The sequence below is a fragment of the Candidatus Magnetaquiglobus chichijimensis genome, assembly GCF_045865675.1.
In the GTDB taxonomy this organism is placed as follows: domain Bacteria; phylum Pseudomonadota; class Magnetococcia; order Magnetococcales; family Magnetaquicoccaceae; genus Magnetaquiglobus; species Magnetaquiglobus chichijimensis.
The window spans coordinates 1,897,713-1,921,259 of the sequence record NZ_BAAFGK010000004.1; the positions used below are offsets into that span (position 1 = coordinate 1,897,713).

The window sequence follows — 23,547 nt, forward strand, 5'->3', positions numbered from 1 at the left end:
CATGAAAAAGATGTTTGCAATCTGGATGATCTGTCTGGCCTGGATCGCTGGCATGCCGGGTGGTGCCATGGCCGATTCCCACCAGAAGCCGCTCGATGATGCCGATGCCCTGAAAGGGGTAACGGTGGGCAAGGTGGTATTCGACATCGGCATGTCCAATCCCCAGACCCTGCCGCTCTATCTCAAGGTGATCGCCCAGACCCATGCCGATCTGGAGCGACAGAAGGTGAAGCCCGAAGTGGTGCTGGCCTTCCATGGCGGCGCGGTGAAACTGGTTTCTCGCAACCGGGAGGCCCTGCCCATGGACCAGCATCCCTTTCTGGAGGAGATCGCCGATCTGATCGCCGATCTGCAAAAGAAGCCCGGCGTGCGCATGGAGGTGTGCGGACTGGCGACCAAACTGTTCGGCGTGGACAATGCCACCATCCTGCCGGGCATCAAGGTGGTCGGCAACACCTTCGTCTCTCTGACCGGCTATCATGCCCAAGGATTTGCCGCGATTCCGATCTATTGATCTGCCGGAAGGAGTTGTTTGCATGAACAGACCTATCCCCGCATCCTCGTCCTCCGGCAACCGGACCGTCATTCGTGTGATCGTCGCAGCCGTGATGATCGTGGCTTTGGTGGCGACCTGGCGTTATCGGGAGCTGCTCGATCCGCTGCAACTGGAATCCTGGTTGCGGGATTGGGGCGTGGCCGGCATGGCGCTGTTCGTTTTGATCTATGTCCTGGCCACGGTGATTTTTCTGCCTGGATCGGTGCTGACCCTGGCCGGGGGCGCCCTGTTCGGCCCCTGGCTGGGCGGTTCCCTGAGCCTGACGGGCGCCACCCTCGGTGCGGGCGCGGCCTTTTTGATCGCCCGTTATCTGGCCGGGGATTGGGTGGCGAAACGTTCCGCCGGAATCGCAGCCCGGTTGCTGGCCGGCGTGGAACAGGAGGGGTGGCGCTTTGTGGCTTTCGTGCGGCTGGTGCCGGTTTTTCCCTTTAACCTGCTCAACTATGCCCTCGGATTGACCCGCATCCGTTTCGATCACTATCTGCTCACCTCGCTCATCTGCATGGCCCCCGGCGGTCTGGCTTATGCCTGGTTGGGATATGCCGGTCGCGAGGCGGCCTCGGGCAGTGCCGATGCGGTGCAAACCGGATTGTGGGCCTTGGCGCTCCTGGCCGTGGTGATGATGATCCCGCGTTGGGTGCGCAAGGCACGCGGGACGAGCAACCGGCTGGAGATTGCCGGATTGCGCACGATGCTGGAGAAAGGTGAAGATCTCGTGGTGCTGGATGTGCGCGATGCCGCCGATTTTTCAGGCGAAAACGGCCATCTGCCCGGCTCGCTCAACATCCCGCTGCCGGAACTGGAGGCCCGCCTGGAGGAGGTGCGTCGTCTGGGACGTCCCCTGGCGCTCATCTGCCACACCGACCGGCGTTCCACCGAGGCGGTCCGTCGTCTGGAGGCGCATGGCATCGGTCCGCTGCATCTGGTCATGGGCGGAATCAAACAGTGGCGTCAGGAAGGGTATCCGGTGGAGCACGGATGAACGCCGGATCTCCCTCCCTGATGCAACGGATCACCGAAGCACGGGAGATTCTGGGTCTGGGCGAGGAGGCGACGCAAGCCGAAATCGAGGCTCGGGCCAAAGCCCTGCTCAAACGCTGGCATCCGGACAAGAATGCCGAGGATCTGGAACAGAGCACAGCCATGACGCAACGCATTCTGGATGCTCTGGAGACGATCCGCGATTATTGTGCCCGCTACCGCTATTCGTTTTGCGTCGAAGAGGTGGAAAAGTATCTGTCGCCTGCCGAATGGATGGAGCGGCATTTTGGGGGCAGGCCCTATTGGTCGGACGCGCGGGACGTGGGCGCGAACCGCAAACGTGAAGTGTCCGGAAGGCGCACGTGATGAACGGGAAAACGCTTTTTCGTGGATGGTTCTTCCTGCTGATGACGCTCTGGGCATGCCCGGCTCAACTCATGGCCGGAACCTGTCTCGAATGCCACCGGGAACGGGATGGCGCGTTGGTAGCCGCCTGGGAGAAGAGTCGCCACGCGCAAGCCGGGCTGGAGTGCGAATCCTGCCACGGCGCAGAACACGATGGTGCCATGGCGCGCCGCGCCCGGCCTGTCGAGGCCTGCGTGAGCGGCTGTCATGAGCGGGAGAGGAGCAGTTACACCTTGTCCAAACACGGGGTGATCGCCGTTTTGGAGGGAGAACGGTTGGATTTCTCGTTGCCGTTGAAGGAGGGCAACCAGCGATCCCCATCCTGTGCCTATTGCCATCTGCACGACAAGGAACACGATGCCGGGAGCGGGATCCTGCCCTTGGACCCCGCCGGTCTCACGTCCGGACCAGATCTGGCCGCACGCATCGAGGCGCGTGCCGCCCCCTGTCGGGACTGCCACTCGCCTCGTTTTGTCGAGACCTGGTTTTCGACGGGGGATCGGATGGTCGAGATCGGTCGCATGAAAGTGCGCGAGGCCGAGGCGCTGCTCACCCGGCACGAGGATGCCGAGGCGGAAAAGATTCTGGCACGGATGAAGGGCGTGCATCTCTCCAACGTCCGACTGGGGGTTGGCCATGCCTCGCCGGACGATCAGTGGTGGCACGGCCATCCGGCGCTCGATGGCGATCTGTTGCGCATCAAGAGCCGGGTCGGCGAGATCCTGTCGCGGGGTTCGCAATCGGTGAACACCCCATGACCTCCGCTCTGGGGCGTGTTGACATAATGAAGGCAGCGAGCCTTCAGACAAGGCGCGACGACACGAGCAGCGCAGCATACACGGTAGTATGTGAGCAGCGGAGGGGCGTCGCAACGCCGTATCAAGGCCGCTGACGCAATATGTCAACACGCTCTGGCCAATGGATGAAAGTTTCAGTAAGGTACACCTCGGGATCAGGCTTCTCACACTTCTTCAATGGATGGCGGGCATCGATATGGATAATGCATCACGACTGGATCGCGAAGGGGTCAAACACTACTACGGCACGGTGCTGCAAGGCAGTCAGGATCTCAAGACCAGCGCCTGTTGCACGGCAAACACAGGCTTGACACCCACGATCAAGGCAGCCTTGGCGCGCATCGATGCCGGGATTCTGAACCGGTTTTACGGATGTGGCTCCCCCCTGCCGCCGCTGCTCGACGGCTGCACGGTGCTGGATCTGGGGTGCGGTTCCGGACGGGATGTCTATCTGGCGTCGCAACTGGTGGGTCCGCAAGGCCGGGTGATCGGTGTCGATATGACCGACAGTCAACTGGCCGTGGCGCGGGACCATCTGGAGAGCCAGATGGCCCGTTTCGGTTACGAGACGCCGAATGTCACCTTCTTGCAGGGCTATCTGGAAGATCTGCGCGTCCTGGGGATCGAAGAGGAGAGCGTGGACGTGGTGATCTCCAACTGCGTGCTGAATCTCTCCCCAGACAAGCGGGCGGTTTTCGGGGAGATTTTCCGCGTTTTGAAACCAGGTGGGGAGCTGTTTTTCTCGGATGTGTTCGCCGGACGAAGGGTGCCGGAAAGCTTGAAATCCGATCCGGTGTTGCATGGCGAGTGTCTCGCCGGGGCGTTGTATCGCGAGGATTTTCGCCGTCTGTTGCGGGATTGCGGCTGTCTGGACCATCGAATCACCGAATCCCACCCCATCACCCTGGACAACCCGGAGGTAGCCCAACGCATCGGCATGGTGGATTTTCACTCCGAAACCGTGCGGGCCTTCAAGCTCGCCGACCTGGAGGATGGCCGGGAGAATTACGGCCAGAAGGCGGTTTATCAAGGCACCATCCCGGACTGGCCGCACCACTTCGATCTGGATGACCGGCACCGTTTTCTCACCGGAAAACCGGCGCTGATCTGCGGCAACACCGCCGCCATGTTGAGCCGAACCCGCTACCGGGACCATTTCAGCGTGCAGGGAGACCGTTCGGTTCATTACGGTCCTTTCGACTGTGTGCCGACGGTCTCCAAAAACCACTCCCGCGGAAAGGCCAATGGCGACTGCTGCTGAGACCAGGCGGTCGTCGGAATCCGCGCCGGCCTTCGGACCGGTTGAACTGGAGAATCCGTTCCAAACGGCACTTGATCAAGGCTGTCTGGCCAGCTATCCTGACCAAGCCAATTCAATCAGAACTCCGCCTGGCGCGACATCTTTCATGGAAAAGGAAACCCCCATGTCCCAACTCTTCTCCCCGTTTCGTCTCAAGGATGTGACGTTGCGCAACCGCATCGCGGTTCCGCCCATGTGCCAGTACAGTGCCATCGACGGCCTGAGCAACGACTGGCATTGGGCCCATTATGCCGGCATGGCGCGGGGCGGAGCCGGTCTGGTGATCGTCGAAGCCACGGCGGTCGCGCCGGAAGGGCGCATCAGCCCCGCCTGTCTGGGGTTGTGGGATGACCGGCAGATCGAAGGACTCGCCCGGATCGCCCGCGCCATCCAGGCGGGTGGCGCGGTGCCCGGCATCCAGATCGGTCATGCCGGACGCAAGGCCAGCGCCAACCGTCCGTGGGAGGGGGATGACCACATTCCCGAAGGGGATCCGCGCGGCTGGCAGACGATCTCCCCCTCGGCGATCCCCTTTGGCGCCCATCTGTCGCGCATGCCGCGCGCCATGACCCTGGAAGATATCGACCGGGTGCGCGCCGATTTCGTGGCCGCGGCCCAGCGGGCCCGAGCCGCTGGTTTTGAGTGGCTGGAGTTGCATTTCGCCCACGGCTATCTGGGGCAGAGCTTCTTTTCGGTGCATGCCAACCAGCGCACCGATGGCTATGGTGGGGATTTCGCGGGACGCAGCCGCTTTCTGCTCGAAACCCTGGAGGCGGTACGCGCGGCATGGCCGGAAAACCTGCCCTTGACCGCCCGTTTCGGAGTGATCGAATTCGATGGCCGCGACGAAGAGGGGCTGGCCGAGTCCATCGCCCTGACCCAGGCCTTCCGGGAACGCGGACTGGATCTGCTCAACATCAGCGTCGGTTTTTCCACCCTGACGGCCAACATCCCCTGGGGACCGGCATTTCTGGCTCCGTATGCCAAAAAGGTGCGTCAGGCCACCGGGATCCCGGTGGCCTCATCCTGGGGCATCCATGCCCCCGAGGTGGCCGAACGGGTGATCGCGGAGGAGGCGATGGATCTGGTGATGATCGGTCGCGCCATCCTGGCCGATCCCCACTACCCGTACCGGCTGGCCCAGGCCTTGAATGTGGAGCGTCCGGCCTGGGTGCTGCCTGCCCCCTACGCCCACTGGTTGCAGCAGTATCGGATGTAACGCGACGCCATCGATCCACCCATGACCCGGGATGCCACGCATGGCATCCCGGGTTCTGCCCGATGATCCGCTTCCGAGTCGATCCATGCGCATCTGGACCCTGCACCCCCGCCATCTCGACCCGCAAGGCGTGGTGGCCCTGTGGCGAGAGACCCTGCTGGCCCAAAAGGTTCTTCAGGGGCTGACGCGAGGCTATACCCGCCATCCGCAACTGTGGCGTTTTCGGGAACAGGATGAGCCGGTTGGAGCGGTATCCGCCTATTTGTGGGAGGTGCATCGGGAGGCGACCCGGCGGGGCTACCGATTCGATGCCGATCGCATCGCGGCGACGCCCTGGAGTGGCCGCATCGAGGCGACCACCGGGCAACTGCTCCATGAGTGGCGCCACCTGCTCGGCAAGACCGCCCTGCGCAGTCCCGCCCATCATGCCACGCTGCTGACGCTTCCCAGACCCGAACCCCACCCCCTGTTCACGCTGGTGGCGGGTGACGTCGCGGTCTGGGAGCGGTCCGTGGGGAGCACCCTCCCTTGAAGGTCGGCGAGAGGCCGCCCACGACTCCTCCACGCTGATCCCGCGAAGGATATCCCCTCCCCCGTGACTTGAGCCTTGCCTAGCCCGCCCAAAGGGAACAGAATGACCCCATGGGAATGAATGGTCTTTCTTGCGGGGGACGCGATGGAAAACATGCCTGAGCCGAAGCCGATCACCGGGGCGGATGGGAATCTTCTCGAACCGTCGCCCCGCGCGGTGCATGAACCGGGCGATCCAGGCCCGCGGCTCGACCCGCGCGACCAGGAACTGGAGCACATCCGCCAAGACCTGCGGCAGTTCGTCCACGCCGCCTCCCATGATCTCCAGGAGCCGTTGCGTCTGGTGGCCGGTTTCGCCCAACTGTTGCAGAACCGCTATCGCGGCACCCTGGACAGCAAGGCCGACAGCTACATCAACACCATCACCGCCGAGGTCGGTCGGATGCAGGCCATGCTCCAGGGCCTCACGGAACTCTCCCGAGTCGATTCCCGCGGGGGCTCGTTCGTGACCACCAGCCTGGATGATGCCCTGGATCAATCGCTCCTCCAGTTGCGCGCCGAACTGCGCGAAACCGACGCCCGCATCCTCCGCGAACCCTTGCCCACCGTCCAGGCGGACCCGATCCAGATGGTCCAACTGTTCCGGAATCTGATCGGCAACGCCCTCCGCTTCCGGGGCGAGACCACCCCGGAGATCCGGATCCGCGCCGAGCGCCGGGAAAAAGACTGGCTCGTCTCTGTGCGGGACAACGGCCTCGGCATTCCCGATCGCTTCGCCGAACGGGTGTTCGTGGTCTTCCAGAAACTCCACCCCCACGGTCGCCATCCCGGCGTCGGAATCGGTCTGACCCTCGGCAAACGGATCCTGGAACGGCATGGCGGTCGCATTTGGGTGGAATCCGGACAATCACCCGGAGCCACGCTCTGTTTTTCCTTGCCGGATAAGGACGCCAGATAACCCCATCATGATCGCTCCGATCAAAATTCCCGAAACCGCGCGCATGCTGCTGCTGATGGGGCTGATGGCCGCGGTGGGGCTGATCATGAGCGGAATCGCCATCGTCATCCTCTACGACACCGCCTTCACCGAAAATGGTCAGCGTCTGAAACAGGCCGTGGAGAGCTATGCGCGTCTGATCGAGGCGATCGCCCGCAACGAGCAGACCCATATCGCCGACCATGACATCCCGTTGACATCGGCCATGCTCGAAACGCTGGTCATGGAGCAGGTGCGCGAAGCCCATCGTCACTTCAAGGGGTTCGGGGAGACCGGCGAATTCACCATGGGGCGGCAGGAGGGAGACAACATCGTTTTCGTGCTGCGTCATCGGCATTCCAACCAGGATGAACCCTTGCCGGTCCCCAGAAACTCCCGACTCGCCGAACCGATGCGTCGGGCGTTGCAGGGAGAGTCCGGTGTCATGGTCGGACTCGACTACCGGGGCGCACCGGTATTGGCGGCGCACGAGCCGGTGGCCATTCTGAACATGGGCGTCGTGGCCAAGATCGATCTTGACGAACTGCGCCGCCCGTTCATCCGGGCGGGATTCCTGGTTGGCGTCATCGGCTTTCTGGTGTTCGTCGCCGGAACGGTGCTGTTCTACCGGATCGGCCAACCGATGGTGCGGCAACTCACCGAAACCTCAGCCCTGCGTGAAAGTCGCCAGGCACTGCTGCGTGTCCAGGTCGCCATGCAGGAGACCTCGGCACAGCTCGACAGCATTCTGCGCGCCGCGGATCTGGCCGTCGTGGCCACGGACTTGAAACAACGCATCCTCTATTTCAATCCCGAGGCGGAACATCTGTTCGGTCACGACGCCACCCGCACCCTGGGGGAAACGTTGGGATCCCTGCATCCGGCCTTGCGCGGCGACGATCTGATCCAGACCCTTGTCGAAGGGACGGAAAACCAGGACTATCCCCTCGAGATCTGCTTGCAGGTCGAGGGGCATGATTGCCGACTGGAAGCCGTCTTGTCGAAAATCATCAATCATGACGGCGAGTTGAACGGCTTTCTGCTGCTGGCCAGGGATGTCACCGCGGCACGAGCGGCCATGGATGCCCTGATCCTCTCCGAGCGCCGTTACCGTCTGCTCATCGAGTCGGCCAACGATGCCATTTTTATCGCCGATGCCAAAACCGGGATCATCCTCGACGCCAATCCGATGGCCGGAGAGTTGGTGGGCCGCCCGGTCACGGATCTGATCGGCACGCATCAGACCGAACTCCACCCCGAACGGGAACGGGAACATTACGCCAAACTGTTCCAGTCACAGATCCAAAAAGGGAGCGGACTGGTGACCGGTATCCTCGTGGTTCGCCAGGACGGCTCCGAGGTGCCGGTGGAGATTCGCGCCGCGGTGACGGATCTGGGCGATCAACAGGTGATTCTGGGCATCTTTCGGGATGTGACCGAACGCATCCGCCTGGAACAACGACAACAGGCCCTGAACCTGGAACTGGAACAGAGGGTCGAGGAACGTACCCGCGAGCTGAACCGCTCCAACCTGGATCTGCAGCAGTTTGCCTATGTGGCCAGCCATGACCTTCAGGAACCGTTGCGGTTGATCGCCGGTTTTGTGCAGCTGCTGGAAAAACGTTACCGTGGCCGGTTGGATGACCAGGCGGACAAATACATTGCCAGCGCCATCGACGGCGTGAACCACATGCAGAGTCTGATCCAGAATCTGCTCGGTTACGCGCGGGTGACCAACACCCCCCGCGAACTGGTCGAAATTGATCTGAACGAGGTGCTGGCGCAAACCTTGCAAAATCTGGAAACGCTCATCCACGATACCGCAGCGGTCGTCAGCCACGATCCGCTCCCGAAATTGCGGGCCGATCCGATACTGATGGGACAGTTGTTGCAGAATATGCTCGGCAATGCCTTGAAATTTCGCGGCGAGGATCCCCCCCGCATCCATCTGGGCGCCACCCGGAAAACGGGGCTCTGGGAAATTTCGATCGCGGATAACGGCATCGGCATCGAACCCAGGCATCAAGAGCGGATCTTCCTGATCTTCCAGAAGTTGCACTCCAGGGCACGTTATGAGGGAACCGGCATCGGATTGGCCCTGTGCAGACGGATCGTGGAGCTGCATGGCGGACAGATCCGGGTGGAGTCCACACCGGGTCGAGGCAGCACGTTCTGTTTCACCATCCCAAGTTCCGGAACCTGATCCTCAAACCCGTGGACAGATGGCGCATGATGTGTTAGGAATAAACGGGACATGCTGGGGTGGAGTTCCCTTCACCCCCCGACCGAAGACCTCCCCGGCGGGAGTGCCACGGTAAAAAACACCCGATCCAATCCAGCCGTGACCCGCTGCTTTCGCCCGTGGACGAGACAACGACCCCGGTCCGACAGCTGCGGACGAAAACCTGTAGCAACCTCTTGATCCATCCGGAAAAACGGGACAAAGCCTCATGGCCGGCAAGGCGACTTCGGTTTTTTGCCATGCACCCTGGAAACCTCCTTGTTCGCCCATGCAAGCCCCCGCAACCGCCGGATCCAGATCGAAAATGCCTTGTCAGACAAGGGAGATGCCCTGATGGACCCGGAACATGCCAAACCCGTTGAAATCCTGCTGGTCGAAGACAGCCCAGGCGATGTGGAACTCACCCGCGAGGCGCTGGCCGACTCCAAGCTGCTCAATCGCCTCTACGTTGTCGAGGATGGCGAGGAGGCCCTGGACTTTCTGCGCCGGAAAGGTCGGTTCGCCCATGCCGTCCGGCCTGATGTGGTGCTGCTCGATCTGAATCTCCCGCGCCGGGATGGCCGGGAGGTGCTCGAAGAGATCAAGGGGGATCCAGAACTGAAAGCCATCCCCGTGGTGGTGCTCACCACCTCCCGCGCCGACGAGGACATCCTGCGCACCTATCAGCTCCACGCCAACTGCTACATCACCAAACCCGTGGATCTGAATCAATTCTTCGCGGTTGTCAAATCCGTGGAGAACTTCTGGTTCTCGGTGGTGAAGCTCCCCCCCAAAAACGGCGACGCCCTCTGAAATGGCGATCCCCACCGTTCCTGCACGAAAAAAACGACTTCCGATGCGGAACGATACGGACGACGAAAAAATGCCAGCCACTCCGACCCTTCTCAAAGTACAGCATCACCCATCCGGAGACGCATCGGCAAGCTGTCGAACACCCGAAACGATCCACTGAAAACATGAACCATCAGGACGAGTTGGCGTCTATCGACGCGGGTCAATTGACCAACCTTGTAACCACCATGGCACATGCCATCGCCACGCGGGATCAGCTGCAAGAGATCCTGGACGTGATGGTCAACCCGGTCATCGTGAGCACCCCCGAAGGAAGGGTCAGCAAAGCCAATCAGGCCGCCTGCACGCTTCTGGAACGACCCCCGGAAGAACTGCTCGGCACGGAGGTGTGGCACCTTCTGGCGGAAGGCAAACTGTGGGTCGAGGCGTGCATGCTGACGATCACCCATCAAGGCGCAATCCGTAATCAGGAGGGATGGCTGCTCTCCGGAAAGGGCCGCAAGATCCCGGTGATTCTTTCCGTCTCCGCGCTGCGAACCCAGAATGGCTCCCTGGCGGGATACGTCTGCTCCGCACAGGACATCTCCGCCCAACTCAATCTTCAGGCGGCGCTGCGCGCCAGCAAGGATGGCTTCCAGTCCATCGTCGATAAAAGCGTGGATGGCATCCTGATCCTGGACGAAGAGGGACGGGTGGTCTTTGTCAATCAGACAGCCACGCACATGTTGGACCGGGAGGCAAACGCCATGATCGGCCTGCCGTTCGGTTTTCCCGTCGGCTCCGACAACGTGACCGAGCTGGATGTGGTGCGTGCCGACGGGCAGGTCGGAATCGTCGAAATGCGCACGGTCATCTCCCGCTGGCAGGAACAGGATTCCCTGCTGGTCTCCTTGCGGGACGTGACCGAAAATGTCCAGTTGCGGGATCAGTTGCGTCAACTCTCCATGGAAGACGAACTGACCGGACTCAACAACAGGCGGGGATTCTTTCTGCTCTCCTCCCAGGAGTTGTCCGTTTCCGAACGAACCCATACCCATTTTCTGATGTTCTTCATCGATCTGGACGGCATGAAAGGGATCAATGACCGTCTGGGCCACAAGTTCGGAGATCAGGCGCTGGTGGAAACCGCGGGAATCATGCGCCGGGCGTTCCGGAAGTCCGATATCCTGGCCCGTCTGGGTGGCGACGAATTTCTGGCCCTCTCGCTCCGCATGAAGAACGATCACGCTCCAGCGGACTCCATCCGCACCCGTCTGGAAACCGAACTGGCCCGCCTGAATGCCCAGCCCGGTCGCCCGTTCAAACTCTCGTTCAGCATCGGCCATGTCGAGGTGAATTGTCAGGCCGGATGCAACCTGGAACAACTGATCCTCGAGGCCGATGCCGCCATGTACCAGGTCAAAACCGCCAAAAGACAAAACCAGACGAGATGAGCGCCATGTCACACTCTTCGATTGCCATCCTGTTGATTGAGGATCACCCCGCCGAGGCCCTGCTGATCCGGGAACTTCTCGAGGAGAGCGATCCCTTCCCCTATCGGGTCACGCTGGCCGATACCCTGCGCGATGGCCTGCTGGCCCTGGATCAACACGATTTCGATCTGGTGCTGCTGGATCTGAATCTTCCGGACAGTCAGGGGCTGGATACCCTGCACGCGATCCGCATCGCACAACCCCGCCTGCCGGTGGTGATCCTGACCAACCTGGATGACAAGGAGTTCGCCCTGGAGGGCGTCCGACGCGGCGCCCAGGATTTCCTGGTCAAAACAGCGCTGCAAATCGCCCCCGGCGATTTCCTCTCCCGTTCGGTCCGGTATGCCATCGCGCGCCACCGTACCCAGATCCGTCTGGTGGAGAGCCACTCGAGTTTCCGACATCTGGTGGAAAATGTCGCGGACGGCATTCTGATCGTGGACCAGGATGGGATGATCCGTTTTCTCAACCGGGCCATGGAACAGATCTTCGGCGGTCCGACCTTGTGCGTCGGCGACGAGTTCGGGTTTCCCATCGTGGGCGACAATCAAACCACGGAACTGGATGTGGTGCCGGTGGGCCGAACGGAACGGCGGGTGGTGGAGATGCGGGTGAGCCGGATTCTCTGGGAAGGGGATCCGTGTTGGCTGGCCTCGATGCGCGACATCACCGAACGCAAACTGGCGGAAGATGAGTTGCGTCGCGCCAAGCTGACCGCAGAAAAGGCCAATCTGGCCAAAAGCCGATTTCTGGCCACGATGAGTCACGAAATTCGCACGCCCATGAATGCCATCATCGGCATGGCGGATCTGATGAGCATGGAGCAACTGCCCGAGGAGCAGTCCCAGGCGATGACGATCATCAAGGATTCGGGCCATGCGCTCCTCACCCTGATCAACGACATCCTTGATCTGGCCAAGATCGAATCCGGCGAAATGCGCGTGGAGGAGGAGGAGTTCTCCCCGCGCGCGCTTCTGGACGGCGTATGCAACATCATGCGGATCCCGGCTGAACGGCAAAAGGGGTTGCGCCTGATCTGCGAGGTTGGGACAGCCGTGCAAAACGCGGTGAAGGGGGACTATCGGCGCATTCGTCAGGTACTGATCAATCTGGTGGGCAATGCCATCAAGTTCACGGAACGCGGTTGGATTCGGGTCTCCGTGGAGCACGATTTCAATCAACAGGGATCCTGGTTGATGTTTTCGGTCGCCGATACGGGAATCGGCATCCCCGCCGAAAAACTTGGAGAGATTTTCGGACTCTTCGTCCAGGCGGACGACTCCATTTACCGCAAATTCGGTGGCACGGGTCTGGGACTCGCCATCAGCAAACGGCTGGTGGAGATCATGCGCGGCAACATCTGGGCCGAGAGTTCACCTGGCGAAGGGAGCGTCTTTTATTTCACCATTCCCATTCCCGCGACCGAAGGCGTTCCGTTCCGCCACGGCATGCAGCAACTCCGCGAAGAGTCCCGGTTGGGGGTGCTGCCCGGCGCGACGGATACGGTCTCCTCAAGGCTCATCAAACGGCTCAAGGGACTGCCGGTCCTGGTGGTGGAAGACGATCTGCTCAATCAACTGGTCATCTTGAAAATGCTCAAGAAATTGGGCGTGCGACCCGATCTGGCCAGCAATGGACGCGAGGCGCTGGAGATGATCGCCGCCAAGGCCTACGCGCTGGTGCTGTCGGATGTTCAGATGCCCGAAATGGATGGCCTGAGCGCCGTGCGAATCCTGCGACAGCAGGAGCGGGAGAACGGACGTCCACCCCTTCCGGTGATGGCGATGACCGCGTTCGCGATGCCCGAGGATCGACAGGCGTGTCTCGATGCCGGCATGGACGATGTGTTGTGCAAACCGATTCGCAACGACGATCTGATCGAACTCCTCTCCCGCTGGCTATCCGACCGCTCCCCCCGTGAAAACGGACCGTCGGGTTGACGAAGCCCCTTGCTCCCCCGCCGCCGCCTTCACCGGTCGAGAAGTCACGAACCCCGCCGGATCCGGCGGTTCCGGGCTTATCCCGCAACCGTCGGATCCGGGAGCATGACTGAGCCCCCCGCAAAAAGCCCTTTTTGACAAAAAACGGACTTCGCAACCTGTTGGTTTTGCTCAACCATCTCTTTCACGCACACCTGGCAAAGGGGCTTTTTGCGGAAAGATCATGGATGGGTTCCGAAATTCGGCATACCTGAGTCATCCTGGCCATTCATCTGCAAAATACGGTAGCCCAAATTGAATCAGCACGTCACGTCACAGGTTCGGTTTTTTTCGCGGCAAGCGCCAAACGCATTTCCTGTTTCTTACGTTCCTTTTCAGCCCGTTCAAATTCCATACGATTCTGTTTGGCTTGGGAACGCTGACTGGTCAACTCCTTTTTCTCATTCACCCTCTTGCTGTTTGCCATGGCCATTTTGCCGTAGCGAAAATAATGAACAAGAGGTATGTTTGCCGGACAGACATAGGCACAACTGCCGCATTCTATGCAATCCAGAAGGTTAACATCCTGAAGTTGATCGATCAGATCGTGTCTGGCTCGTAACGCCATTTCGCACGGAACCAGATGCATTGGACAAGCCTGTACACAATAACCGCATCGGATGCACGGTTGTTCAGGCTCAATATGCATCTCTTGCTCTAACATGGCAAGAACACCCGATGTTCCTTTGACTACCGGGACGCCAAAATCATGAATGGCGACTCCCATCATCGGACCACCCAGCACGACCCTTTTGACATCACGCTTCAAACCGCCACAATGATCGATTAGCGCCTGTACAGGCGTGCCGATGGGAACTTCCAGATTGGCAGGTCGATTGATACCAAGGCCGGTAACTGTCACGATACGATTAATCAGTGGATGCCCAAACAGAACCGCATTACGGATAGCAAGCGCCGTGGCAACATTGTGAACAATGACGCCAAAATCAATTGGCAGTTTCCCGGCAGGAATCTGACGACCCGTCACCGCCTCAATAAGCATTTTTTCCGCACCTTGCGGATAAACAACCGGCAGAACAGAAATGCTGATTTTTGGCGTTTTTTCTACAGCTTTACTTATCGCCTGAATGGCTCCAGGCTTGTTGCTTTCAATACCAATCACGCAGTTCTGTATACCTAGAGCATGCAACATGATCCGGATGCTTTCGACAATTTCTTCTGACCTTTCCTCCATCACCCTGGCATCACAGGTCAGGTAAGGCTCACACTCCACACCATTAATGATGAGCATGTCAATCGACTGGTGCTGCTGAGGCGACATTTTAATAAAACTAGGAAACGATGCGCCACCAAGTCCCACCACACCGGCTTGACGAATCTTGTCGATGATCTGGGCGGGTGATGCGTTCAATGGATCCTCCAGTCCTGTCAGTTCCGGGTGCCATTGATCGTTTCCATCGGGTTCCAGTACTATGCACTGTTGGCCCAGACCGGAAGGGTGCCCGGCCACATGGTCTTCAATTCCTAAAACGATACCCGACGTGGGGGCATGCACACACGAGGAGACAAAACCTTGCGAAGAACCAATCAGTTCTCCCTTAAACACTTTATCGCCCGTTTTTACACAGGGTTCACTGGGTGCCCCGATATGCTGGTGCAGAGGGATGAAGAGTCTCTCCGGCATTGAGATCGATTCGATGGCATTTTGAAGAGACAGTTTCTTGCGATCATCGGGATGCACGCCTCCGTAGAATCTTTTTATGGCTGTTGCAAAATCATGTTTCATTTTTCTTTATAAACCTCCCTGAGCATTCTCTGTTCATCGCAATTCGTCACAAATGGCACTGGGCTCTGATCTTCACAAAGGCACCAACAAAAACACCGCAACGGCAAAAGGGGCAGGCTCAAACGCAGCAAGTCCAACAACCTCCTGGAACGACGACAGGAATACGCATACAGCGTCTTCCCCGCGTAACGTGCATCATGACGGGAGGATCCCCCCCCTCACCCCCGTAGCATGGACCTCCCTTCGGGAGTTCCATGGTATACGGTTCACCCCATGCAAACAAAGAGAGCATCGGGCTTGAGTTACCGGGTTCCAGAGTGAGATGCCGTGGGGGCGGCGGTTGATGCCGAGTTGCCGATCGGAGTGGGTTGCCAGCCATAAACAGCCAGAAGCACTGCAAAGCCGACCACATACCCCAGCACCACATGCCAACCATTCTTCAACCAGGCTCCGACTGATTTGGCTTCGTGAACGATATTGGAGATCGCGACACCAGCCGAGGAGCCAAACCAGATCATCGAACCGCCAAATCCAACCGTATAGGCGAGCATGCCCCAGTCGTAACCACCCTGTTTGATCGCAAGCGCCGTTAACGGAATATTATCGAAGATCGCGGAAACAAACCCCAGCACCAACGCGCTTTCCCAGGAGGCAAGCGGAAGTTTTTCGACCGGCATCAGCGATGCGCAGGTGACCAGCGCCAACAGGAAAAGCGATCCGGCGGCGGTTCCAGGAATGAGTTTCCAATCGGGTGCGCGCCAGAAGGACGTCGCAATCAGCGCCACCCATACGGCCACACCGATGAACGGAAAATGATCGGCCAGGTGGTTGAAACGCAGGTTCACCGTGACATTGGTGACAATGGCGGAAACCAGGATGATAAAGACGATGGCCAAACGCGCTTTATCCACATGTAACGTCGCGGAATCTGCGGAGACGATCTCGGCGTGTTTGGCCTGCTGAACAGAGGCAGGAATCCCGAAGACCACCAATGCGACCACCGCCGCGATATAGGCATGCAGCACATCCAGTGGATTCACGCCCGCGATCCACATCATGGTGGTGGTGGTGTCGCCCACGACACTCCCGGAACCTCCAGCGTTCGATGCCGCCACAATGGCCGCGACATAGCCAATATGGACCCGCTTGTTGAAAATTGACATTGCGACGGTTCCGCCGATGATCGCTGCGGCGATGTTGTCGAGAAAACCGGAAAGAATGAAGACCAGAATCAGCAATACGAAATTGCCAACCCAACCTCTGGACAGTACCTTTGGTATCAATTGTGGCACATGGCTGCGTTCGAACTGGTCCGCCAACAGTGCAAACCCAACCAGCAGGCAAAACAAATTGGTCAGAATGACCCACTCATGGCCAAAATGGGCAACCAACCCTCCCATCCCACTGCCGTGCTTGAAGCCTGTGACCAGAAAATTATAGAGCAGAATGACGGTCAAACCGCTGAGGGCGACATGCAGAACCCGGTTGTGAAAAAGGGCAACCCCAATCAAGGTCATCGCAAAAAGGAGGAAGTCGATCGGAATACCGGCTACGGAGTGTCCATCTGACCGAGTGTAAGCCCAGAGGTCGGTCGGAACCAAAGTCAGCATGACTCCGACATAAAGGACGAAAGGAAAAATATGTCTTTTCAATGTGCCCCCCTGAACAACTGCTTATTGAAAAAGCTGACGTTTCACCATTTTATCCTCATCCAGAGCATATAAAGCCACCACTTTCCTTGTCAGGATTGGCCAAGACCAGAAAATCCCCGAAAAAATCATCCAGGATATGGGTCAAGGGACACAGGCCAAGTTTCACTTCGGAAAGATCTGCATGTTTCAATTTCTGTTGATCGCAGACCGCCCGGATCTCGGATCATGGGTGCCAGACTTTTGGGCCAGAAGGGCTGAAAACCATGCATCCGGACACTGTTATAAACAAAATTTTATTTACAATTCAATGTTTTGTAGTTTTTAAGGAATATCTTAAACAAGGTTAGCGTGACTGCGACGCCTTGTCAAGGAACCCGAAAGATCGGATGGAAACGTCTAGCGACAGGCCTCTGTTCTGAATGCCTTTTTGGGGATCCCCCTCCCCCACCCGGGCCGGAGGATGGGCATGAAACGCACCGCAAACGGTCACCGTCAAACAAAACAAATATTCAGATGGCAGAGTTAAAATGTTTTTTTAAATAAACAATTAATTAAAATTATAGTCAATCGCGATTTGTTGCTTCATTTGGCAAGCATCCGTATTCAATCGACTTGTCCATCCAACGTGGTGCGTTTCCATTGACCGCCCCCTTACCCTGGAACTCCCGAAGGGAGGTCCAGGGTAAGGGGGGGATGAGGGGGTTCTCCCCCCATCCTGCAAGTTACCGTGCGCGCTCAAAGAAAGCCATCAGGGGGTGCGAATCGAAGCAACGGACCTCGTTACAGGACAAGGTTGGCGCCTATGACGATGCGCGGTCTCGCTGGCGCCACCTGCCCCTGAGTATCTTTCATCATCGGAAGCGCCGCCAGTCGCGGCAGCTCCGTCACTTGGATTGTGTGGCTGTCTGAGAGCCCCCTATATCCGTATGATACCGATCAGCCGTCGGATGCCAACCCACTACTGCCAACATCACCATGAAGCCAATGATATAGGCGACCGTGACATGCCAGCCATATCGCAACCAGTTGACCACGGATTTGGCCTCCGGGAAGTTGTTGGACAGAGCGACGCCCGCGGAAGAGCCAAACCAGATCATCGATCCGCCGTATCCCACCGAATAGGCGAGCATGCCCCAGTCATAGCCGCCCTGCTTGATGGCCAAGGCGGTCAACGGAATGTTGTCGAAAACGGAGGAGACGAATCCGAGTCCGAAGCTCGTCTGCCAAGAAGCCAGGGGCAGTTTCTCCACCGGCATCAGCGAAGCGCAGACCACCAGGGAGAGCAAAAAAAGGCTGCCCTTGAAGGTTTCCGGCATCAAAGACCAGTCCGGTTTGCGTACAGGAGCGGTCAAGAGCAGAGCAGCCCAGACCGCGACCCCGATGAACGGAAAAGAATCTGATATTTCATTGAATTTCACATTGATCGTCACGTTGACAATGATTGCCATGATCAGAATGAAGGCCACAATGGCCACGCGCGCGCCATCGACGTGGATCTCTTCCGAAGTGTTGGCGTAAATCGGCGAGTGTTTGTGTTGCATCAAGGCGGCAGGAATGCCGGAGATAACCAACGCCGTTAAAGCCGCGACATAGGCGTGGAAGACCTCCTGAGGCGCCACGCCGGCGATCCACATCATGGTGGTGGTCGTATCTCCGACCACGCTGCCCGATCCGCCGGCATTGGAGGCGGCGACGATACCAGCCAGATAGCCGATGTGTACCCGTCCCCGGAACACGATGGTGGCGATGCTGCCGCCGATCAGGGCGGCTGCGATGTTGTCGAGAAAACTCGACAGAACGAAGATCAATCCCAGCAACATGAAGCCACCCATCCAACCGGAGGGGAGAAAGCGTGGCAGCAGTTCTGGAACGTTGCTTTTTTCGAAGTGGTTGGAAAGCAACGCAAACCCCATCAGGAGGCAGAGGAGATTGGTCAAGATCACCCATTCGTGTTGAAAGTGCAGGGCCAATCCTTCCAGCCCACTGCCGTGTTTGAATCCGGTGAAGACCAGTTTGAAGAAAATGATGGTCACCAATCCTGTGAGCGCCACCTGGAGGGTGTTGTTGTGCAGCACGGCAACACCCATGAGCACCATGGCGAACAGAATGAATTCGACCGGAATGCCGAACAAGGTAGGCCCTTCCGGAATGGCGCCCGTGCTGGCCAGCAAATTGGCGGGAAGAAACAAAAGGATCGGCAAAATTGCAAGCATTCTTTTCATAGAGCACCCTGCATTTGGAGTTGGAGTTGGAATTGGAATTGGGAAGGGGTCCATCGCACGCTCTGCGTCAAGTGTGGCGGGATGGATTTCGGAGGTTAGGAATAGGGCCTGTTCTCAATCGTTAGAGTTGCGTCAGACAGATCCCCGGGAGGGATCGGAAATGGGCCAAAGAAGCAGTATGAGACGACCAACAGGAACGCATCAAGGTTTTTCTGCCCGAAAGCCCGGCGATCCCGGCTGCACCGCCAGAGATAAGCTGTACACGATTTGGTCTGAAAATCTTATAATTTTTCAATTCAACCCATACTCGAACATATAAATAATAATTCATCGACAAATACGGTTCAAACAGGGATTGTAAACCAAAAACTGCATCCATCTTGATCAGATGACACGCCGAGACGCCCCCCATGCGCAGCGACGATTTCCCGGGTGATGGACAACCCCAAACCAGTCCCTTCAGCACGCGTGCCCGGCACTCGAAAAAAACGTTCGAACACCTGTTCCCGATACATTTCAGGAATGCCCTGACCGCTATCCCGCACAAGAAACCGCACCTCACGATCCTCGTCAAGGCAATCGAGAAGGATGCTGCATCCATCCCCGGAATGATGCACGGCATTGCTCACAAGATTGGACAAGGCAATGCCAAGACGCTCCCGATCCACCTGCACCGTGCGTGAAACCGCGTTCGGGGCAAGCAACAGGGTCATGCCACGCTCGACGGCATGGATCGCATGACGATCCGCCACGTCGCGCAGCAAGGCATCCGTGAGCGTCGGGGTCACTTGCAAGGCAATCCGACCAGACTGGATGCGCGACAGATCAAGCAGATCATCCACCATCGCTTGCATGCGATGACAATCACGGCGGGCCGTACCAAGCAGCTCTTCCTGGGTGGCGGAGAGCGTGCCCACGCTGCGATCCAGGCACAGATGAATGGCCATGTGCAAGGAAGTCAACGGCGTGCGGAACTCATGCGCCACGGTGGAGATCAAGTCTTCCCTCAAGGCGTCGAAACGACGAAACCGGGTGACATCCCGCAACAAAAGCGTCACGCCAGCAATCCCCTCCTCGCCGTGGAGAGGCAGGGCATGCGGCAAGAACCAACGCAAACCGTGCTCACAACTCACCGCCACGGCCTCGGACAGATAACCCGATGCCTCGCCGCTTTGGCCCGACACCACCAGACACCATTGTCGTTCGATGGCCTCGCGCAAGCTGGCATCCAGATGGGCACGCCAGTCACCGGAACCGGGGATCAGACAGGAACTGGCCACATTGCTGGCGATCAGGACACCCGCGGTATCCAACACCAGCACCGGATCGGGCAGACTGTCGATGACGGCCCTGCTGATGCGCCACGCCTGAGCGACCTGTCCTTCCGACCCTCGCCGGAACTGATCCAATCGATCTGCCATGCCGTTGAAAGCCATGGCCAGTTCGGCCATCTCGCCCACGCCGGAAATCTGAGCGCGTGCGGCGTGATCCCCGTTGCCCAAACGTCTCGCCGTCAACGTCAAGACGGTTAAAGGTCTCATCAAAAGCCGTGACAACACCCACGAAAGCGCAAATCCCATGGCCACGGAGACCAGGGCCGTGATCAGCATCAGCGAATTCAGCCAGTGGGAGAGCGCGCCCACATGATCGCTTTTGAAGACCATCGCATTCTGGTTGATATCCACCAGAGCGTTGGCTGCCATCTTGAGCGTGAGAAACTCCGGATACAGGCGATCAAAATAAAAATTTTCGGCTGGACCTGGAAGCGGCAAAGCAGAAAACTGTTCCAACAAGGGTGAAAAAAAGTTCCACCGCTCCGAAAGACGATCCAACGCCTCCTGTTCTCCAGGTTCCACCAAATGGAGGCTGGCCTCATGCATGGACTGCTCCATGAGCGGCAACTGTGCGCGGATCATGCGTTGACTCTCCTCCTGGCGGCCCAACAGACGGAACAACGCCGCCACGTCCAGGCGTTCCACCGACTCCTTGAACCGCTGCATGGCCTGCACACTCAGATAATTGTCCCAAAACATCCGTTGCGAGTTCTCGCCCAGGTATGAAATGGCCACCACCGCCACCCCGCCGAGTCCCACCAGGGCCAAAACCAGCGGACTCTGGGCCAGCAAAACCCGTGTGTGCAATTTCATGGCATATCATCCTCGGAAGACCAGGAAAGCACATGCACATTCAACCCATCGGCCTCGGCGATCAGGCGTTCGAGCGTCGAACGACGCCACCAACGTCGTTGGGGCCGCCTTCCCACCAACAGATGTCCCACCAGATGAGAACGGGCAAAATCCAGCAACGCGGAGACTGGATCATCGGCGTCGAGACCCACCACCTCCGCGCCCAGTTGTTCAGCCAAACTTAACGTATGGACCATCTCCTCCTGACGGAGTGGCCTGCCCTGCAGCGAAACGGATGTGGGCGTGATCTCTGCGGAGTCGATGTCCACGGCCTTGTCGCTTGAACCGGAGGAGCGCATGTAGACCAGAAACCAGGCGGTATCGAGTCGGTTGGCCATTCTGGCGCCTTTACGCGCCAGCATATCCGCCATCGGCCAGGGAGCATCGGCGTAAACCAGCACCCGTCCCGCCGGACCTGGAAATGGATGCATGGCGATGCGACGCTTGGCACGACGCGCCAGCCAGTCGGCCACGGCGCGCAGGGTCATTTCTCGCAGGTGTTCCAGTCTGGACAGGGCTTCATCGGATTCAGCCCATGTCGGCAGAACACGCCGACTGCTCCGCCATCGTGCCAGCAAGGAGGTGGTGCAAAGATCCAGAGCCTCAATCTCCCAGACGCTTTCCAAAAAGCTGTCCGGAAGGACGACATGCATGGGCGTCATGGCCAGATGGCGGGCGCGTTCCCCTGGGCCGTCCAGATGCGACAGGTCGCAGGCCGTGAGCACGTCGATGCCTGCCGCTGTCAACTCCAGGATGTCGTGGTGGCGCAGACGGTGGCGAAAACCGGGGGGATTGACATGTGCCGCATCGTCCACCACCACCACCTGGGGCCGTAAAGCCAGAACGGCATCCACATCCATTTCCTGGATGCTCACACCCGAGTAGGTCACTCTTCGTGATGGAAGGCGTACCACACAGTCGGGAAGGGACGGTTCATCGGACCAACCCCTGGTATCCACATGACCCACCACCACCCTTTCGCCTCTGTTGGCCAGCAGTCGGGCCTGTTCCAACAAACGGAAACTCTTGCCCGAACCCGGAGCATAACTCAGCGTCATGCGAATCCGGCCACGACGCGTCTCGGATCCCGTCAGCCCCTGAAAAGGATGGCTCATACCCGTATCCTTGGTTATGTTTCCAGATAGCGTCTGCGTTTGCGCCACAGAGTCGATGCATCGACCCCCAGAATGTCGGCAGCCTCCTCCAGGGTCTGCGCACGTGTGATGACTTGCAGAATATGCTCCCGTTCCAGAGCCTCGAGGGTATAGTCACCGCCCACACGCGGACGCCGGGAACCGGCGGATGCGACCACCCTCTCCGGTAAAGCCTCGGGATCGATGCGCTGCGAAGGCCAAAGAGTCACCGCGCGCTCCATGGCGTTGCGGAGTTCACGCACGTTGCCCGGCCAGGCATAACCCTGCAGAATCTCTGCCGCGCCACTGGACAGTTCCGGCGGGGGACGACCCAGACGATGCGCGAAAAGGCTCAGAAAACGCCGCGCCATGGGCAGAAGATCCTCCGGCCTCTCCCGCAGAGGCGGCACCACCAGTTCCACAACATTGATCCGGTGCAACAGATCCTCCCGAAACAGGCCGTTGGCCACATCGCGTTCCAAATCGCGGTTGGTGGCGGCCACCAGACGCGCGTCGGATTCTCTGGTTCGGTGTTCACCAATGCGTTCGAAACGCCGGTCTTGAAGAAATCTCAACAGTTTTGATTGCAAAGCCGGAGGCAGTTCACCAATTTCGTCGAGAAACAGTGTCCCCCCTTCGGCGCTTTCGACCCGTCCCGGTTGATCGCGGACCGCGCCCGTGAAGGCGCCGCGTGCATGTCCGAACAGTTCGCTGGCCAGCAACTCCCCCGACAGCGTGGGGCAGTTGACCACCACGAAAGGTCCTTGTTTTCTGGCGCTCCAAAAATGCAAGGCCTGGGCCAGGACACCTTTGCCCGTGCCATTCTCGCCGCGCAACAGCACAACCACGTCGGAGGATGCGGCGCGACGCGCCAAATCCAATACCGAGTGCATGCGGGGCGAGTTCGTCTCCAGATTGGTATCGGAGAAGGTGACATCTTCCGTCATGGTCAGAGCGCGGTGCTCGGTGAGACGTCCCACCAGGGCGCGAATCTGCTCTGGCGTAAAGGGCTTGGCCAGATAATCCCGCGCGCCTCGACGCACGGCTTCCACGGCGGTATTCAACGTGGCATAGGCGGTGATCACCACGATGATCAGATCCAGCTGGATCGCCAGCAGATGGGGAATCGCATCCAGTCCGTTATCCGCGCCCAGACGCAGATCAAGAAAAACCAGATCCATGCGCTGATGCGCCACGGCCTCCAGTGCCCCATGTACGGTGGATGCCTCGGTCACCCGGCATTCCATGCCTTTGAGACAGATACCCAAGGTGGCGCGAATGTTTTTTTCGTCGTCGATGATCAGCACGTTGAGTGGTGGCATGGCGGCCTCAGTCTTGGTTTGTGTCGGCTGATCAT

Annotated in this window: 18 protein-coding genes; 12 read left to right on the top strand and 6 right to left on the bottom strand. The window is 58.9% G+C overall.

Annotated elements, in window-relative coordinates:
• The first annotated feature begins 10 nt into the window (after positions 1-10).
• The 12 genes from ACOY6C_RS12450 (at position 11) to ACOY6C_RS12505 (ending at position 13,211) form a co-directional block, all read left to right on the top strand.
• On the top strand, positions 11-514 hold the full coding sequence (locus ACOY6C_RS12450; protein WP_420906118.1) for a DsrE family protein: 504 nt from the start codon (positions 11-13) through the stop codon (positions 512-514).
• 22 nt (positions 515-536) lie between these two features.
• Positions 537-1,538 carry a VTT domain-containing protein gene (locus tag ACOY6C_RS12455; protein ID WP_420905794.1) on the top strand — a complete coding sequence of 334 codons (1,002 nt, stop codon included), beginning with the start codon at positions 537-539 and terminating at the stop codon, positions 1,536-1,538.
• Positions 1,535-1,903 (top strand): J domain-containing protein, encoded by a 369-nt coding sequence (locus ACOY6C_RS12460; protein WP_420905795.1) that lies wholly within the window; start codon positions 1,535-1,537, stop codon positions 1,901-1,903. The genes ACOY6C_RS12455 and ACOY6C_RS12460 overlap by 4 nt, the downstream gene beginning before the upstream one ends.
• Positions 1,903-2,700 carry a multiheme c-type cytochrome gene (locus ACOY6C_RS12465; protein ID WP_420905796.1) on the top strand — a complete coding sequence of 266 codons (798 nt, stop codon included), beginning with the start codon at positions 1,903-1,905 and terminating at the stop codon, positions 2,698-2,700. The genes ACOY6C_RS12460 and ACOY6C_RS12465 overlap by 1 nt, the downstream gene beginning before the upstream one ends.
• A 235-nt stretch (positions 2,701-2,935) precedes the next feature.
• Positions 2,936-4,000, top strand: a complete 1,065-nt coding sequence (locus tag ACOY6C_RS12470) for a methyltransferase domain-containing protein (RefSeq protein ID WP_420905797.1) — start codon at positions 2,936-2,938, stop codon at positions 3,998-4,000.
• A 163-nt stretch (positions 4,001-4,163) separates the two neighbouring features.
• Positions 4,164-5,258: an NADH:flavin oxidoreductase/NADH oxidase gene (locus ACOY6C_RS12475; protein ID WP_420905798.1), complete on the top strand. Its 1,095-nt coding sequence runs from the start codon at positions 4,164-4,166 to the stop codon at positions 5,256-5,258.
• A 40-nt stretch (positions 5,259-5,298) separates the two neighbouring features.
• The gene (locus tag ACOY6C_RS12480; RefSeq protein ID WP_420905799.1) at positions 5,299-5,790 is read left to right on the top strand and encodes a pyrimidine dimer DNA glycosylase/endonuclease V; all 492 of its coding nucleotides are present in this window, start codon (positions 5,299-5,301) and stop codon (positions 5,788-5,790) included.
• 153 nt (positions 5,791-5,943) lie between these two features.
• Complete coding sequence (locus ACOY6C_RS12485) at positions 5,944-6,747, top strand: sensor histidine kinase (RefSeq protein ID WP_420905800.1); 804 nt, start codon at positions 5,944-5,946, stop codon at positions 6,745-6,747.
• Between the two features lie 7 nt (positions 6,748-6,754).
• Positions 6,755-8,968 carry a sensor histidine kinase gene (locus tag ACOY6C_RS12490; RefSeq protein WP_420905801.1) on the top strand — a complete coding sequence of 738 codons (2,214 nt, stop codon included), beginning with the start codon at positions 6,755-6,757 and terminating at the stop codon, positions 8,966-8,968.
• A gap of 372 nt (positions 8,969-9,340) precedes the next feature.
• On the top strand, positions 9,341-9,799 hold the full coding sequence (locus ACOY6C_RS12495; protein WP_420905802.1) for a response regulator: 459 nt from the start codon (positions 9,341-9,343) through the stop codon (positions 9,797-9,799).
• Positions 9,800-9,963: 164 nt separating this feature from the next.
• On the top strand, positions 9,964-11,232 hold the full coding sequence (locus ACOY6C_RS12500; protein WP_420905803.1) for a sensor domain-containing diguanylate cyclase: 1,269 nt from the start codon (positions 9,964-9,966) through the stop codon (positions 11,230-11,232).
• A gap of 5 nt (positions 11,233-11,237) precedes the next feature.
• The gene (locus ACOY6C_RS12505; protein ID WP_420905804.1) at positions 11,238-13,211 is read left to right on the top strand and encodes a response regulator; all 1,974 of its coding nucleotides are present in this window, start codon (positions 11,238-11,240) and stop codon (positions 13,209-13,211) included.
• 307 nt (positions 13,212-13,518) lie between these two features.
• Here the strand turns inward: ACOY6C_RS12505 and rsxC are convergent, their stop codons facing one another.
• From rsxC to ACOY6C_RS12535, 6 genes are all read right to left on the bottom strand, one after another.
• The gene (gene rsxC, locus ACOY6C_RS12510; protein ID WP_420905805.1) at positions 13,519-14,997 is read right to left on the bottom strand and encodes an electron transport complex subunit RsxC; all 1,479 of its coding nucleotides are present in this window, start codon (positions 14,995-14,997) and stop codon (positions 13,519-13,521) included.
• A 302-nt stretch (positions 14,998-15,299) separates the two neighbouring features.
• Complete coding sequence (locus ACOY6C_RS12515; protein ID WP_420905806.1) at positions 15,300-16,607, bottom strand: citrate transporter; 1,308 nt, start codon at positions 16,605-16,607, stop codon at positions 15,300-15,302.
• Positions 16,608-17,533: 926 nt separating this feature from the next.
• Entirely contained in the window at positions 17,534-18,862 is a 1,329-nt protein-coding gene (locus tag ACOY6C_RS12520) for a citrate transporter (RefSeq protein ID WP_420905807.1), read from the bottom strand.
• Positions 18,863-19,215: 353 nt separating this feature from the next.
• The gene (locus ACOY6C_RS12525; RefSeq protein WP_420905808.1) at positions 19,216-21,018 is read right to left on the bottom strand and encodes an ATP-binding protein; all 1,803 of its coding nucleotides are present in this window, start codon (positions 21,016-21,018) and stop codon (positions 19,216-19,218) included.
• Positions 21,015-22,172 (bottom strand): hypothetical protein, encoded by a 1,158-nt coding sequence (locus ACOY6C_RS12530; RefSeq protein WP_420905809.1) that lies wholly within the window; start codon positions 22,170-22,172, stop codon positions 21,015-21,017. The genes ACOY6C_RS12525 and ACOY6C_RS12530 overlap by 4 nt, the downstream gene beginning before the upstream one ends.
• 14 nt (positions 22,173-22,186) lie before the next feature.
• Positions 22,187-23,512, bottom strand: coding sequence for a sigma-54-dependent transcriptional regulator (locus ACOY6C_RS12535; protein ID WP_420905810.1), 1,326 nt, complete (start codon positions 23,510-23,512; stop codon positions 22,187-22,189).
• Positions 23,513-23,547 lie beyond the last annotated feature (35 nt).